Source organism: Tatumella sp. UBA2305 (assembly GCF_002345795.1).
In the GTDB taxonomy this organism is placed as follows: domain Bacteria; phylum Pseudomonadota; class Gammaproteobacteria; order Enterobacterales; family Enterobacteriaceae; genus Tatumella; species Tatumella morbirosei.
Map to the genome: position 1 here is coordinate 225,004 of NZ_DDVT01000015.1, position 15,575 is coordinate 240,578.

Genomic DNA, 15,575 nt, shown 5'->3' on the forward strand with positions numbered 1-15,575 from the left:
GCAGGATATCCACACAATAGTTATTCCTGAACTCTGTCATGCTCTGATTTTTGACATTCAAGAGTACCATCAGTGACAGACCAGGATAAGGACGATAAAACAGAAGCCCCCAGTGCACGGCGAATAGAAAAAGCCCGTGAAGAGGGGGATATTCCCCGTTCACGCGAACTGACCTCATTGCTGATATTACTGGCAGGTTTACTGCTGTTATGTTTCAGTGCCGAACCAGTGGCCAGAGCGATGATAACCATAATGCGTAGTGGGTTGTATTTTGGCCAGCCTGTGGTCCGTGATGGCGATTGGTTGCTGATAAGCAGGGGGTTGTTATGGCAGAGTTGCCTGACAATACTGCCGGTGCTGTGCGGCATCATGCTGGTCGCTGTTTCCGCACCGATGCTGTTAGGCGGCATCACCCTCAGCAGTAAATCCCTGAAATTTAATCCGGGCAGGATGAATCCGCTAAGCGGTTTCGGGCGCTTATTCAGCGGGCAGATGGTGGCAGAACTCACCAAGGCATTACTTAAAGTCGTCATCAGTGGCTTTGTGGTCGGTAGTTATTTGTACCACCACTGGGATGAGTTCATGGGATTGTTGGCATTGCCGGTCACTGAAGCCATTCCGCGGGGACTGGTGTTGGTGCTGCTCTGTGGCATAGGAGTGGTGCTCAGTATGATTCCAATGGTCGGGTTTGATGTGTTCTGGCAGTTATACAGCTATCACAAAAAATTACGGATGTCGCGCCAGGACCTGCGGGATGAATATAAACAGCAGGAGGGTGACCCGCACGTGAAAAGCCGTATTCGTCAGCAAATGCACGCGGTTGCCAGACGCAGGATGATGGCTGCAGTCCCGACAGCGGATGTGATTGTCACTAACCCGACCCACTTTGCTGTGGCTCTGCAATATCAGGAAGGGAAGATGCATGCACCCAGAGTGGTTGCGAAAGGGCGCGACAAACTGGCCACCCGGATCCGAGAACTGGCCGGACAGCATCATATTCCACTGCTTGAAGCACCGACACTGGCACGGGCGTTATATCGCCATACTGAGCCCGGTGATTATATACCCGGAGCATTGTATGGCGCGGTCGCGGAAGTGCTGGCCTGGGTCTGGCAAATCCGTCGCTGGAGAAACGTTGGCGGAACCCGTCCGGCTGCCCCCCGAAATTTACAGGTACCACAACAAATGGATATGACAGGAGAGTTTTCACGGCATGGATAATCTGGCAAAGAAACTACGGCTGCCTGCACGCTGGAGTGAAGTAGAGTGGCAGGTCCTGGCAGGACCCGTGCTGATTCTGATGATCCTGGCAATGATGGTTCTGCCGTTACCTCCATTTGTGCTCGACCTGTTGTTCACATTTAATATCGCCCTGTCAGTAATGGTGTTGCTGGTGGCGATGTTTACCCGAAAAACCCTGGAATTTGCCGCGTTTCCTACTGTCTTATTGTTCGCCACCTTACTTCGACTGGCCCTGAATATAGCTTCTACACGAATCATTTTATTACAGGGACATACCGGTGTGGCGGCGGCCGGTAAAGTTGTGGAAGCCTTTGGTCATTTCCTGGTCGGTGGTAATTTTGCTATCGGAATCGTGGTGTTTGTCATACTGGTAGTGATCAATTTTATGGTGATTACCAAAGGTGCAGGACGCATTGCCGAGGTCGGAGCGCGTTTTGTACTGGACGGTATGCCAGGCAAACAAATGGCCATCGACGCCGATTTAAATGCCGGTCTGATTGGAGAAGATGAAGCCAAGGCCCGGCGCAATGAGGTGACCCAGGAAGCCGATTTTTACGGGTCGATGGACGGTGCCAGTAAATTTGTTCGTGGTGATGCGATTGCCGGGATTTTGATTATGGTGATAAACATCATCGGCGGATTATTAGTAGGCGTAGTGCAGCATGGTCTGGATGTGGGGCAGGCGGCGACCAGCTACACCCTGTTGACCATCGGTGATGGTCTGGTTGCACAGATTCCGGCTTTGGTTATTTCTACAGCCGCCGGAGTGATTGTCACCCGGGTGAGTACCGACAGTAATGTCGGGGAACAGATGGTGAGTCAGTTATTCAGCCATCCCCGGGTGATGTTGTTAAGTGCGGCCGTACTTGGGCTATTAGGTATTGTTCCCGGAATGCCAAACCTGGTTTTTTTACTGTTTACCGCCGGATTACTGTTGCTTGCCTGGTGGCTGAAAGGGCGGGAAGAACTACAAACCGTCAGTCATCAGCAGCAACGCACTCAACCCCGGGATCTGCCGGTGACTGATGTCAGTTGGGACGATGTGGCACTGGAAGATCCGCTGGCGATGGAAGTGGGTTACCGGCTGATTCCACTGGTTGATGAACTGCAACATGGCGACTTACCTGGCCGGATTCGGGGAATTCGCAAAAAGTTTGCCCGGGAAATGGGCTTTTTACCCCCTGCGGTGCATATCAGTGACAATCTGAGTCTGACGGCTTCCGGTTATCGTATCATTATGAAAGGGGTAGAAATTGGTCGCGGGGATGTCTGGCCGGGCCGCTGGCTGGCGATTAATCCCGGCGGGGCCAGTGGCGAACTTCCGGGTGAGTTGACTCATGACCCGGCGTTTGGACTACAGGCTAAATGGATTGATGGTGCACTGCGTGACCAGGCTCAGACCCTCGGATATACCGTGGTAGAGGCCAGTACCGTGGTGGCTACCCATCTTAATCATCTGATCAGTCAGTACGCCAGTGAACTGTTTGGCCGGGAAGAGGCCCGGCTTCTGCTTGAGCGGGTTGGCCGTGAAATGCCTAAACTGACCGAAGGGCTAATTCCGGATTTAATTACCCTGACCACACTGCATAAAGTGCTGCAAAATCTGCTCAGTGAACAGGTTTCTGTACGGGATATGCGTACCATCGTTGAAACACTGGCAGAACACTGTCCGGTAACGACCGACAGTGATCAGCTCACCAGCGCGGTAAGGATCAGTCTTGGCAGGGCTATCACCCAACAGTGGTTCCCGGGCACTGACGAAATGTTGGTGATAGGCTTGCAGCCAGCTACCGAAACCCTGCTGCTACAGGTGATTCAGAGTGGCAGTGGTCTGGAACCAGGGTTAGCTGAACAACTGACGACACAAACGACAGCTGCTATTGCCAGTCAGGAAGCCCAGGGCGTCACTCCGGTACTGGTGGTTCAGTCTGGCTTACGTCAGTTGCTTTCCCGCTATTTACGCCGGAGTTTTCCGCAACTGGTGGTGATGTCGGCGGCCGAAGTCAATGCACATCGCCAAATCCGCCAGACTGCGACTATTGGCAATACGCTGTGAATACGTTACGGGTGATGGTACTGCTGACAGCTCTGCTACCCGGGGTGACGTTGGCTGCCGATATCAGCGTGGGTGATCGTCTGGCGGGGCCGGCCGTGACCGCCAGGGGGCGTTGGGTGGCTACCTTACCGTTCAGAATCAACCTGCCGTCAGATATCCGCATTATCAGTATCCGTTGGCGTTATCAGTTAACGGCGGCTGCACCGGCAGGTTTTCAGGCGCAGTTATGCCGTGGCAGGGAGTGTATGCTGACCGATGCGGCACGGGGAATCAGTCGCGGGTTCAACGGCAGCCATTCCAGCGGGGCGTTTTACTTTCGGTTTCGTCACGAAGGGAGGGCGGTAATCCCGGCGGCGATGCGGGTCAGTTGTGCGGAGATTCAGGTGACTTACCGGCAATCCCGTGACGGGACTGCCGGGCAATCCGGGACCCTGCACAACAGCACAGGGCCCGCAGTTACATCCGTTCGACGGTATTAATACCCAAAGTATCCAGGCCGGTTTTCAGCGTTCTGGCCGTCAGGCTGGCCAGTTTCAGGCGGCTCTGGCGGGTCGCTTCATCTTCTGCGGCAAGAATCGGACAGTGTTCATAGAAGCCTGAGAACAATACTGCCAGTTCATAAAGGTAAGAACACATCACATGCGGAGTACCTTCACGGGCGACCTGCAATACAGTTTCTTCAAACTGCAACAGTCGGGTAGCCAACGCAGCTTCACGGGGTTCACCGAGGATAATCTTACCTTCGGTCGCCAGTGCACTGATGCCCGCTTTACGGAAAACTGACAGCACACGGGTATAAGCATACAGCAGGTAAGGGGCAGTGTTACCCTCAAATGCCAGCATATTGTCCCAGTCGAACACATAGTCAGTGGTACGGCTTTTCGACAGATCGGCATATTTCACCGCACCAATCCCTATCACTTCCGCCAGCTGTTGCAATTCAGCTGGTGACATTTCCGGATTTTTATCACTGACCAGTTTCAGGGCGCGTTCATGTGCTTCATCCAGCAGATCGGCCAGTTTGATGGTACCCCCCGCACGGGTTTTGAACGGACGACCATCTTTGCCCAACATCATGCCGAACATATGGTGTTCAAGTGGTACACTTTCAGGCACATAACCTGCCTTGCGGACAATGGTCCAGGCCTGCATCAGATGTTGATGCTGACGAGAGTCAATGTAATAGAGTACACGGTCTGCTTTCAGGGTTTCATAACGGTATTTGGCGCAGGCAATGTCTGTGGTGGTATACAGGTAGCCGCCATCCTTTTTACGGATGATAACCCCCATAGGTTCACCTTCTTTGGTTTTATATTCTTCCAGATAAACCACGACGGCACCTTCACTTTCAACCGCCAGACCTTTCTGCTCAAGATCAGTGACAATCCCTGGTAGCATCGGGTTATACAGGCTTTCGCCCATCACATCGTCGCGGGTCAGACTGACATTCAGACGGTCATAATTGTGCTGATTTTGCGCCATGGTGATATCCACCAGTTTTTTCCACATCTGCGCACAATATTCATCCCCACCCTGCAGTTTCACTACATATCCCCGGGCACGCTCTGCAAAAGCTTCATCCTGATCATACAGTTGTTTCGCTTCGCGATAAAAAGCCTCAAGGTCAGACAGGGCAATCTCTGTCTGCTGTTCCTGCTGTTTCTTTTCCAGGAAAGCAATCAGCATACCGAACTGGGTTCCCCAGTCACCGATATGGTTAGCGCGGATGACATTGTGCCCAAGAAATTCCAGGGTACGGACCGAAGCATCACCAATAATCGTTGAGCGTAAGTGGCCAACGTGCATCTCTTTCGCCACGTTAGGTGCAGAATAGTCAATCACGATGGTCTGTGGTTTGACCGGGGCGACATTCAGATTATCAGAAGCCAGCGCCTGCTCTGCCTGAGCGGCCAGCCACTGCGGATCCAGGAAAATATTAATAAATCCCGGGCCGGCGATTTCGGTTTTCGCGGCAATTCCATTCAAATCAAGCTGACTCAGCACCTGTTCTGCCAGTTGTCGCGGAGCCTGACCCAGTTTCTTGGCGACAGCCATAATACCATTGGCCTGATAGTCACCAAACTGTGCTTTTGCAGACTGACGAACCTGTGCTTCACAGTCGGCAGGTGCGCCGGCTGCAATCATTGCCTGACTGATTTTTTCTGAGAGAATAGCCTGAATATTCACCGAATTACCTTCATAAGCTGTGATCACCTCTTAGCGGATCAGCAACAGGCTGTTGCAGATAACCTAAGAGGCAGTCATCGAAATTGAGTCGGGCAGTATACGTGAAAGCCCGGCAGACGTCAGCAGTCTGTTAGAATCCACGGACAGAAGCTGTCTCGGGGGGTTCCCAGCCAGGCTTTACATATGACGGGGGAGCCGTAAAAATAGCGGCGCGGTTTTTTATTATTGATGGAATATTATGAGCGATATAGCTTCTTTTGCCCGGTTGCTGCCGGACCTTGCGGATGATTTGCAACGTTTTGCCGGTGACCTCAGTCATCTTGCCCATCGTCTGGGTCTGTCGCTGGCGAGCTTACAGCCTGATCATATCTCGGTGCGTTGTCACCAGATAGCCACGGCTGAACGCTGGGCAGCCGGTTTTTCGCAACTGGGTGAAATGTTTTCCCGCGCTGAAATCAATCAGCGCCCGGTTTGCCTGTTCAGGTTGCATCAACCATTGCGTTTACTAAGCTGGCAAATTCATATTATTGAGCTGCCCTGGCCCGGTAATAAACACTATCCACACGAAGGCTGGGAACATATTGAAGTGGTGCTGGCCGGAGAACCAGAGTCTCTTGGCCAACGGGCAATGGAGTTGATTGCTGATCAGGGGCTGACTCACCCCGGAATATCATTTAAAACCAGTAGTCCCGAGGCAAGTCACGATTGTTTGCCGAATCCAACTCTGGCGGTCACAGATGGTAAGACCACCATTAAGTTTCATCCCTACAGCCTGGAACAGATTGTCGCCAGCGAACAGCCGCACTGAGTCATTGTGTCCGGAACAGGGAAGGAATCCTGTCTCCGGTGGTATTTTGTCAGCGTCGGGTCGTGAAACGTCCCGCGTAATATGACGACGATCCACTCGGAATTTTACAGCAGTTCTCTATTTTTTCTATGAATTTTCAACTCTTATCGCTATCACTGTGATACTGGTCGACCCTTTCTTTGTGATCCGATGTCATTATTAGCCGTCATGTTAAACGGTCAGCTTACAGGTGAGTGGGCTCCGTTACTTATAATGCTACAGACGCAACGACATTTGATAAGGAGAGAGTCATGGCTACGTTGGAAATCTGTTGTTACGGTCCGGATTGTGCAATACAGGCCGCTGAGGCCGGAGCAGACCGTATCGAGCTTTGCGCTGCGCCTCATGAAGGAGGGCTGACCCCGTCACTGGGCGTGCTACAGGAAGTGATAACACAGGTTTCAATACCGGTACATCCGATTATCCGTCCCCGTGGCGGTGACTTTTGTTACAGTGAGTCTGAATTTCGTGCCATAAAATCCGATATCGCCAGGGTTAAAGAACTCGGCTTTGCCGGGCTGGTCGTTGGTATTCTCGACCAGCACGCCCACATTGACATACCGCGGATGCAGCAGATCATGGCGTTGTGTGGCGGCATCCCGGTGACTTTTCATCGCGCATTTGACCTATGCCAGAATCCCTACCGGGCTTTGGAAGAACTGACCGATCTTGGGGTAGCACGGATACTGACATCCGGCCAACAGGAGCGCGCAGAAAATGGCCTGGCTTTGCTGGCTGAGCTTAACACCCGCAGCCGGGGGCCGGCGATCATGGCGGGCTCAGGCGTCAGACTGAGTAATCTGCATCGCTTTACCGGTGCGGGTCTGACCGAGATTCACAGTTCAGCCAGCAAACCGGTCAGCTCGCCAATGCATTATCGTAAAGCCGGAGTCAGCATGAGTTCTGTTTCAGCGGAAGATGAGTTTACCCGCTATGTGGTGGATGGTGAAATGGTCGCCGCAATGAAGAGTATGATGCAGTAACCGGCACTCGCCGGTTACCTTTATTCAGGGCTTACTGGCGATCAGCACAGCACGCAACGGAGCGGGGTAGCCTTCTGCGGTCAGTTGCTGATCGTCGGGGTCGAGGAATTCCGCCAACGACTCACTGGTCATCCATTCGGTGCGACGCTGTTCTTCGGTCGAAGTCACCGCATGATCAACGATGCGTACATTGATAAAACCACATTTCTGAAGCCAGTTCTTCAGTGCTGCAGCAGAAGGCAGGAAATAGACATTTCGCATCTGAGCATAGCGTTCGCCAGGCACCAGGACGGTATGTTCATCGCCTTCGACAACCAGGGTTTCCAGAACCAGTTCACCGCCGCTGACCAGTTGATTTTTTAACTGCATCAGATGATCGAGCGGCGAACGGCGATGATACAGCACACCCATTGAAAATACGGTGTCAAAGGCATTCAGTTCCGGCAGTTGTTCAATTCCTACAGGTAACAGATGTGCCCGGTTATCATCACCGAGCAACTTGCGTACCGCTTCGAACTGGCACAAAAACAGCTGCATAGGGTCAATACCCACCACCTGCGCTGCACCTTCCCCCAGCATTCGCCACATGTGATAACCACTGCCGCAACCCACATCAAGGACTGTGCGGCCGGCAAGCGGGGAGATATGGGGTAACACACGTTGCCACTTCCAGTCTGAGCGCCATTCGGTATCGATATGGGTGCCATACAACGAATAGGGGCCCTTCCGCCAGGGCATTAACTGGCGCAGCAGAGTTTCGATACCCTGGCGCTGGCGGGGGGTCAGATTGTCGCTGTCGGCCGTGACGCCGTTTTGCAGATCACAGCAATCAGGTGTCAACTGAGGCAGATGATCGATGGCCTTTTTCCACTGGCGAAAGTGCCCGTGAAGATTCTCACGCTGCCACTGGCTCAGCTGAGCCGGTAATACTTCGAGCCACGGAGCTAACGGGCCGGTGGCGATTTGCTGATAAAAACGTCCAAAATCAATCATTTTATTGCCACAAGAGAGCCAAAATTAAAACACTGAAACCATTGTTCTGCATGCCCGAATCCGGCCTCTGCCAGTCGTGACTTATGGGTTGCGACACTGTCTGTCAACATCACGTTTTCCAGCATGCTGCGTTTCTGGCTGATTTCCAGCTCACTGTAACCGTTAGCGCGTTTGAAATCGTGATGCATATTGAACAACAATTCACCCATTGCCTGGTCGTCGAAACTGAATTTTTCAGACAAAACCAGTGCTCCCCCCGGCAGCAGTCCCTGATAAATTTTATTCAGTAACAGCTGGCGTTCAGCGGGGTCGAGAAACTGCAGGGTGAAATTCAGGACGACCAGCGAAGCATTGCGGATTTCCACCTGACGAATATCGGCTTCGATGACCTGAACCGGGGTTTGTGCCCGGAAGGCATCAATATGCCGTCGACAACGCTCCACCATGGCCGGGGAGTTATCGACAGCAATAATTTCACAGCCGGAATGATGAATATTACGCCGTACCGACAATGTGGCTGCGCCTAAAGAGCAGCCCAGGTCATAGACACGGGTATCAGGCCGGACAAAACGTTCTGCCAGCATACCTATCATTGAAATGATATTAGAGTATCCGGGCACTGAACGCTGAATCATATCAGGGAAAACTTCAGCCACCCGTTCATCGAAAGTCCAGTCGCCTAATTTATCAATTGGCGCTGAAAAGAGTGTATCACGGTCAGACATCACACTATCCGCAAGGTCCTAAAAGCGGCTATTGTCGCAGAAACTAGCGCGGGCTGCATCCGTCGGAGTTATTTTTAGCATCCATCACGACAAATTCACCGGTAACCGGGAAAATCACTGCCTGCCAGATCAGAACAGTGCCGGCTGTTCCGGCCATGCTGGCAACGGCGGCAGACCTGCCGTCAGCGGCTGTAATTCAGGCCATAGCAGGTGGAGCAACGGGAAGACTTCCCCCATTTCCGGGGTGTGAATAAACAGCAGCGGAGAGGATACTGACTGCCATTCTCTGATGCGCGTCGACCAGTCATGAAACAGCTTCACCGTGGCTTCAGTTTCGTCACTGCCGATAAAACGAATCATCGGTTGTTGGGCAGTGCATACCGCATGGACCGGCACTTTAGGTTTTTTTGCTTTGGCGTCGAGAGCTGCTGCACTGCGCGAAGGTGATGCATGTACAGCCCGGCTATCGAGAATGACTCGATTTACACCGCGATCAGCCAGCCCACGGTTTAACGCCCGCTCTGCTTCGCCACGGGCAAAGAACTCCGGATGTCGGACTTCCACGCCATAACTGAATGCGGCCGGCAGTTGCTTCAGAAAGGACCACAACTGTGGTAACTGAAGAGGGGAAAACCGTGACGGTAACTGCAACCAGTATTGTCCGATCCGGTCAGATAACGGATCCATCCGGCGGAAGAATTCGTTCAGCAACTCTGCGCTGTCACGCAGCTCCGTGCCGTGGCTGATCGTCGCCGGAAATTTAAAGCAAAAACGAAACCGGTCACTGGTCATGGCTCGCCAGCGCAGCACAGTGTCTGCATCCGGCAGTGCGTAGAGCGTGGTATTGCCTTCTACACAATCAAAGTGCCGGGCGTAATCTTCCAGAGTATACAGCCCGGCACGTTTCCACCAGGGGTGTTGCCACTGAGGCAGGCCAATTCGCAGAGTCACCGGTTCTCCTTGTCAGACAGCATTTTATCGTAAACGGTGAGGCAGAGTAGCCTGAAACTCAGGTAAAACGAAAACTTTAGCCTCCTGACTGTTGAGTAATCAACCGCTTTCATGCTGGCATACTTATCCTGTGGCAGTTTTTCCAGTATAATACGCCCCATTTTGCAGCCGGTGATTTTCGGTAAAAATTCCCGACACAGTTCAGGCCGCTGCGGCAAGGTCAAAAAAGGATAGCGTTATGCGTACAGAATATTGCGGAAAGCTCAACCTGTCCCACGTGGGTCAGAAGGTCACTCTTTCAGGATGGGTTAACCGCCGCCGTGATCTCGGCAGCCTGGTGTTTATTGATATGCGTGATCGTGAAGGCATTGTTCAGGTGTTCTTCGACCCGGATTACCAGCAGGCTTTTACGCTGGCGTCTGAATTACGCAATGAATTTTGTATTACTATCGAGGGTACAGTACGGGCCCGCGACGAGCGTAACAGAAATAAAGATATGGCCACCGGTGATGTCGAAGTGCTGGCGACCAGCCTGACCATCATTAATCGTTCTGAACCACTGCCACTGGATTCAAACCACGTGAATACAGAGGAAGCGCGTCTGAAATACCGTTATCTGGATTTACGTCGTCCGGAAATGGCTCAGCGCTTCAAAACCCGTGCCCGAATCAGCAGCTTTGTGCGCCGCTTTATGGATGCCAATGAGTTTCTGGATATTGAAACTCCGATGCTGACTAAAGCGACTCCGGAAGGGGCCCGTGATTATCTGGTGCCAAGCCGTGTTCACAAAGGGGAGTTTTACGCTCTGCCGCAGTCACCTCAGCTGTTTAAACAGTTGCTGATGATTTCGGGGTTTGATCGTTATTACCAGATAGTGAAATGTTTCCGTGATGAAGATTTGCGGGCTGATCGTCAGCCGGAATTCACTCAGATTGACGTAGAAACATCGTTCATGACCGCGCCACAGGTGCGTGAAATCATGGAGCGAATGATCCGTGAATTATGGCAGGAAATCCGTCAGGTCGATCTGGGGGAGTTCCCGCAGATGACCTTTGCCGAAGCGATGCGCCGTTTTGGATCGGATAAACCGGATTTGCGTAACCCGATGGAGCTGGTGGATGTTGCTGATCTGCTGAAAGAAGTGGAATTTGCTGTTTTCTCCGGACCGGCAAATGATCCTAAAGGACGGGTTGCCGCACTGCGGGTACCTGGCGGGGCACAGTTGACCCGTAAACAGATTGATGAGTACACCAAATTCGTCGGTAATTACGGTGCCAAAGGCCTGGCCTGGATGAAGGTGAATCAGCGTAATTCGGTTCCTGAAGGTATTCAGAGTCCGGTCGCGAAGTTTCTGAGTAATGAAATTATTGAGGGAATTTTGCATCGTACTGCGGCAGTGGATGGCGATCTGATTTTCTTCGGAGCAGATAAAGCCAGTGTGGTAGCCGATGCTATCGGTGCGCTGCGGCTGAAAACCGGGCGTGATCTGCAACTGACAGACGAAAACCGTTGGGCTCCACTGTGGGTGGTTGATTTTCCGATGTTTGAAGAAGATGCAGAGGGACGCATGTCAGCCATGCACCATCCGTTCACTGCGCCGCGGGATATGACGCCTGAGGAACTGACTGCTTCTCCGACCGATGCCATTGCCAATGCCTACGATATGGTGATCAATGGTTATGAAGTGGGCGGTGGATCTGTGCGTATCCATAACGGTAAGATGCAGCAGGCGGTGTTTGCCCTGTTGGGTATCGATGAACAACAACAACAGGAAAAATTTGGCTTCCTGCTGGATGCACTGAAATATGGTGCGCCACCACATGCCGGCCTGGCCTTCGGTCTGGACCGTCTGACCATGTTGCTGACCGGTACCGATAATATTCGTGATGTGATTGCGTTCCCGAAAACTACCGCGGCCGCTTGTCTGCTGACCGATGCACCAGGCCCGGCGAATCCGGATGCCCTAGAGGAGCTGGCTCTGCAGGTGGTGAAAAAAGAAAAGCCATCTTCTGAGAACGCATAATGAAATATAAGCATCCGGTGTCGGTACTGGTCGTAATTTACGCCCGGGATACCGGCAGGGTGTTGATGTTACAGCGCCGGGATGATCCCGGGTTCTGGCAGTCGGTGACTGGTAGCCTGGAATCGGGTGAACAGCCCGGCGAGGCCGCGATACGGGAAGTAAAGGAAGAACTGGGGATTGATATCCCGGCACAGGGGCTTGAGCTGACTGACTGCAGGCAGCAGATAAGCTTTGAAATCTTCCCGCATTACCGGCATCGCTATGCTCCGGGAGTGACACATAATCAGGAGCACTGGTTTTTGCTGCCACTTCCGGAAGAACAGACGGTAATACTGACCGAACATTTAGCCAGCCAGTGGTTGTCTGCAAATGAGGCTGCTGTGCTGACTAAGTCGTGGAGTAACCGCGAAGCAATTGAAAAATTTATCGCCCGCTGATGCGTCAGGGCGATGTCATTGGATGAAAAGCGTAATGATTTCACGCGCTTTGTCCCCGATTATCTGATAACGAGATAGTGAGAGACCAAAAATATGGCCGGACACAGTAAATGGGCTAATACCAAACACCGTAAAGCGGCACAGGATGCTAAACGCGGGAAAATTTTCACCAAGATTATCCGTGAGTTGGTGACTGCCGCCAAACTGGGTGGTGGCGATGCTGGTTCCAACCCGCGTCTGCGTGCTGCGATGGATAAAGCGCTGTCTAATAACATGACCCGTGACACCATGAACCGTGCCATTGCACGCGGGGTAGGCGGTGAAGATGACAGCAACATGGAAACCATCATTTATGAAGGCTATGGCCCGGGTGGCAGTGCCGTGATGGTAGAATGCCTGAGTGATAACCGTAACCGTACCGTTTCAGAAGTGCGCCATGCCTTCACCAAAACCGGGGGTAACCTGGGGACCGATGGTTCAGTCGCCTACCTGTTTAGCCGCAAAGGTGTAATTTCCTTCGCTCCGGGCCAGGACGAGGATACCATCATGGAAGCTGCGCTTGAAGCCGGTGCAGAAGATGTCATGAGCTATGATGACGGTGCTATCGATGTGTTCACTGCCTGGGAAGATCTGGGTAAAGTGCGTGATGCTCTGGAAGCTGGTGGACTGAAAGCAGATAACGCCGAAGTGACTATGATTCCGTCGACCAAAGCAGAAATGGATGCGGATACTGCACCAAAACTGTTACGTCTGATAGACATGCTGGAAGACTGTGACGATGTGCAGGAAGTTTACCACAATGGTGAAATTTCTGATGAGATTGCAGAAACCCTGTAATCTGTCATGCACGATAACCGCGACACAGGGCTTTTGCTATGGCGATCATTCTGGGGATAGACCCTGGGTCACGTATTACCGGATATGGTGTTATCCGCCAGGTGGGCAGGCAACTGACCTATCTGGGAAGTGGTTGTATTCGTACTAATACTCCGGCGTTACCCGAACGCCTGCGGCTAATTTATGCCGGTGTCAGTGAAATTATTACTCAGTTTTCGCCGGACTATTTCGCTGTTGAACAGGTGTTTATGGCGAAGAACGCGGATTCAGCGTTGAAACTGGGTCAGGCCAGGGGAGCGGCGATTGTCGCTGCGGTGAATCATGAAGTACCGGTGTTCGAATATGCTGCACGTCAGGTCAAGCAGACGGTGACCGGTACCGGGGCCGCCGAAAAAGCGCAGGTTCAGCATATGGTACGTAATTTGCTGAAGCTCCCCGCCAACCCTCAGGCCGATGCGGCTGATGCGTTGGCGATTGCCATCACCCATTGTCATATTAGCCAGAACGCACTTCGGGTTAGTGATAATGCGTTATTACTGGCACGCGGCAGATTGCGCTGAAAAAACAGATGACATCACCAGGGCTGGATATTCATCCAGCCTTTTTTATGCTATAACCCACTGCAGTGCTTAAAACATAAGGATACGCAGAGTGATTGGTCGGCTTCGGGGTCTTATACTGGAAAAACAACCGCCGCTGGTATTAATTGAAGCGAACGGGGTAGGTTATGAAGTTCATATGCCAATGACCTGCTTTTATGAATTACCGGAACTGCAACAGGAAGCGTCGGTATTCACCCATTTTGTGGTCAGGGAAGACGCTCAGTTGCTGTTTGGTTTTAACAACCGGCAGGAAAGAACCCTGTTCCGTGAGCTGATTAAGGTTAACGGCGTGGGACCAAAACTGGCGCTGGCTATTCTGTCCGGTATGTCGGCACAGCAGTTTGTTCATGCTGTTGAACAACAGGAAATTGGTGCGTTAATTAAGCTGCCGGGGGTAGGTAAAAAAACGGCTGAGCGACTGGTCGTGGAAATGAAAGACCGCTTTAAAGGGATGCATGGAGATTTGTTTTCCGGTGATACTCCGTTTGAGTTGTCCGCCCCGTCATCAGCACCGGCTGAAGCGAATGATGCCGAGGCCGAAGCTGTGTCTGCACTGGTGGCACTGGGCTACAAGCCTCAGGAAGCCAGCCGTATGGTCAGTAAGGTGGGGCAGCCCGGGGCTGATTGTGAAACATTAATCCGTGAAGCATTACGTGCTGCGATATAAGGACCGTTATGATAGAAGCTGACCGTCTGATCTCCGCTGTGCCGCAAAGCGAAGAAGAAAGTCTGGACCGTGCTATCCGCCCGAAGTTGCTTGATGAATATGTCGGGCAACCCCGGGTGCGGGAGCAGATGGAAATCTTTATCAAAGCCGCCAAAATGCGCAATGATGCTCTGGACCATTTATTGATTTTTGGTCCTCCGGGTCTGGGTAAGACCACGTTGGCCAATATTGTCGCTAACGAAATGGGAGTGAACCTGCGTACGACTTCCGGTCCGGTACTGGAGAAAGCAGGGGATCTGGCCGCCATGCTGACTAATCTGGAACCTCATGATGTGCTGTTTATCGATGAAATCCACCGCTTATCCCCCGTCGTCGAAGAGGTACTCTATCCGGCGATGGAAGACTATCAGCTGGATATTATGATCGGTGAAGGGCCTGCGGCCAGGTCAATTAAAATTGATTTACCCCCGTTTACCCTGATTGGCGCCACCACCCGCGCCGGATCACTCACTTCGCCACTGCGTGATCGTTTTGGCATTGTGCAGCGGCTGGAGTTTTATCAGGTCGCTGATTTACAACAAATTGTAGCGCGGAGTGCTGCCTGCCTCGGGTTGCCTCTGTCGCCGGAAGGTGCGTTGGAGATTGCGCGCCGTGCACGTGGTACGCCACGTATTGCTAACCGGTTATTACGCCGTGCCCGCGATTATGCCGAAGTCCGGGCCGACGGGGAAATGAACGGGAGTATTACCGCCAGCGCACTGGACATGCTGAATGTTGATAGTGAAGGTTTCGATTATATGGACCGTAAATTGCTGCTGGCGATTATCGACAAATTCACCGGCGGGCCGGTAGGGTTGGATAACCTGGCTGCGGCGATTGGCGAAGAGCGGGAAACGATTGAAGATGTCATCGAGCCTTATCTCATCCAGCAGGGGTTTATTCAGCGAACACCCAGGGGTCGGATGGCCACCGGGCATGCCTACCGGCACTTTAATATCGTTCGGGACGAATAACGGCGATAAATT

The 15,575-nt window shown here is 52.4% G+C and carries 15 protein-coding genes; 11 read left to right on the top strand and 4 right to left on the bottom strand.

The window, feature by feature from the left end; genetic code table 11:
- The first annotated feature begins 72 nt into the window (after positions 1–72).
- The 3 genes from flhB to B3Z23_RS07445 are packed head-to-tail and all read left to right on the top strand — an operon-like array spanning position 73 to position 3,777.
- On the top strand, positions 73–1,221 hold the full coding sequence (flhB, locus tag B3Z23_RS07435) for a flagellar biosynthesis protein FlhB (protein WP_294904958.1): 1,149 nt from the start codon (positions 73–75) through the stop codon (positions 1,219–1,221).
- Entirely contained in the window at positions 1,214–3,298 is a 2,085-nt protein-coding gene (gene flhA, locus B3Z23_RS07440) for a flagellar biosynthesis protein FlhA (protein ID WP_294904961.1), read from the top strand. The genes flhB and flhA overlap by 8 nt, the downstream gene beginning before the upstream one ends.
- Entirely contained in the window at positions 3,295–3,777 is a 483-nt protein-coding gene (locus B3Z23_RS07445; protein ID WP_294904963.1) for a flagellar protein FlhE, read from the top strand. Before flhA ends, B3Z23_RS07445 begins: the two co-directional genes overlap by 4 nt.
- Here B3Z23_RS07445 and argS read toward each other — a convergent pair.
- Positions 3,755–5,485: an arginine--tRNA ligase gene (gene argS / locus B3Z23_RS07450; protein ID WP_294907655.1), complete on the bottom strand. Its 1,731-nt coding sequence runs from the start codon at positions 5,483–5,485 to the stop codon at positions 3,755–3,757. The genes B3Z23_RS07445 and argS overlap by 23 nt on opposite strands.
- Positions 5,486–5,723: 238 nt before the next feature.
- Here argS and B3Z23_RS07455 point away from each other — a divergent pair, with 238 nt between their 5' ends.
- Together B3Z23_RS07455 and cutC are read left to right on the top strand one after the other, a co-directional pair.
- The gene (locus tag B3Z23_RS07455; protein WP_414716469.1) at positions 5,724–6,293 is read left to right on the top strand and encodes a VOC family protein; all 570 of its coding nucleotides are present in this window, start codon (positions 5,724–5,726) and stop codon (positions 6,291–6,293) included.
- Between the two features lie 290 nt (positions 6,294–6,583).
- Positions 6,584–7,315 carry a copper homeostasis protein CutC gene (gene cutC, locus B3Z23_RS07460; protein ID WP_294904967.1) on the top strand — a complete coding sequence of 244 codons (732 nt, stop codon included), beginning with the start codon at positions 6,584–6,586 and terminating at the stop codon, positions 7,313–7,315.
- Positions 7,316–7,339: 24 nt separating this feature from the next.
- Here cutC and cmoB read toward each other — a convergent pair whose 3' ends face one another.
- The 3 genes from cmoB to B3Z23_RS07475 all read right to left on the bottom strand — a co-directional run bounded on the left by cmoB (position 7,340) and on the right by B3Z23_RS07475 (position 9,984).
- On the bottom strand, positions 7,340–8,308 hold the full coding sequence (gene cmoB / locus B3Z23_RS07465) for a tRNA 5-methoxyuridine(34)/uridine 5-oxyacetic acid(34) synthase CmoB (RefSeq protein WP_294904969.1): 969 nt from the start codon (positions 8,306–8,308) through the stop codon (positions 7,340–7,342).
- Complete coding sequence (gene cmoA / locus B3Z23_RS07470) at positions 8,305–9,033, bottom strand: carboxy-S-adenosyl-L-methionine synthase CmoA (RefSeq protein ID WP_294904971.1); 729 nt, start codon at positions 9,031–9,033, stop codon at positions 8,305–8,307. Before cmoA ends, cmoB begins: the two co-directional genes overlap by 4 nt.
- Positions 9,034–9,162: 129 nt before the next feature.
- Positions 9,163–9,984, bottom strand: coding sequence for a DUF72 domain-containing protein (locus B3Z23_RS07475; RefSeq protein WP_294904973.1), 822 nt, complete (start codon positions 9,982–9,984; stop codon positions 9,163–9,165).
- 238 nt (positions 9,985–10,222) lie between these two features.
- Between B3Z23_RS07475 and aspS the strand changes: the two genes are divergently transcribed.
- From aspS to ruvB, 6 genes are all read left to right on the top strand, one after another.
- Positions 10,223–12,007 carry an aspartate--tRNA ligase gene (gene aspS / locus B3Z23_RS07480; RefSeq protein ID WP_294904976.1) on the top strand — a complete coding sequence of 595 codons (1,785 nt, stop codon included), beginning with the start codon at positions 10,223–10,225 and terminating at the stop codon, positions 12,005–12,007.
- Positions 12,007–12,444 carry a dihydroneopterin triphosphate diphosphatase gene (nudB, locus tag B3Z23_RS07485; RefSeq protein ID WP_294904978.1) on the top strand — a complete coding sequence of 146 codons (438 nt, stop codon included), beginning with the start codon at positions 12,007–12,009 and terminating at the stop codon, positions 12,442–12,444. Before aspS ends, nudB begins: the two co-directional genes overlap by 1 nt.
- 93 nt (positions 12,445–12,537) lie before the next feature.
- The gene (locus tag B3Z23_RS07490) at positions 12,538–13,281 is read left to right on the top strand and encodes a YebC/PmpR family DNA-binding transcriptional regulator (RefSeq protein WP_038020980.1); all 744 of its coding nucleotides are present in this window, start codon (positions 12,538–12,540) and stop codon (positions 13,279–13,281) included.
- Between the two features lie 38 nt (positions 13,282–13,319).
- Entirely contained in the window at positions 13,320–13,841 is a 522-nt protein-coding gene (gene ruvC, locus B3Z23_RS07495; RefSeq protein ID WP_294904980.1) for a crossover junction endodeoxyribonuclease RuvC, read from the top strand.
- Between the two features lie 91 nt (positions 13,842–13,932).
- The gene (ruvA, locus tag B3Z23_RS07500) at positions 13,933–14,550 is read left to right on the top strand and encodes a Holliday junction branch migration protein RuvA (RefSeq protein WP_294904982.1); all 618 of its coding nucleotides are present in this window, start codon (positions 13,933–13,935) and stop codon (positions 14,548–14,550) included.
- An 8-nt stretch (positions 14,551–14,558) separates the two neighbouring features.
- Positions 14,559–15,563 carry a Holliday junction branch migration DNA helicase RuvB gene (gene ruvB / locus B3Z23_RS07505; protein ID WP_294904985.1) on the top strand — a complete coding sequence of 335 codons (1,005 nt, stop codon included), beginning with the start codon at positions 14,559–14,561 and terminating at the stop codon, positions 15,561–15,563.
- Positions 15,564–15,575: the final 12 nt, after the last annotated feature.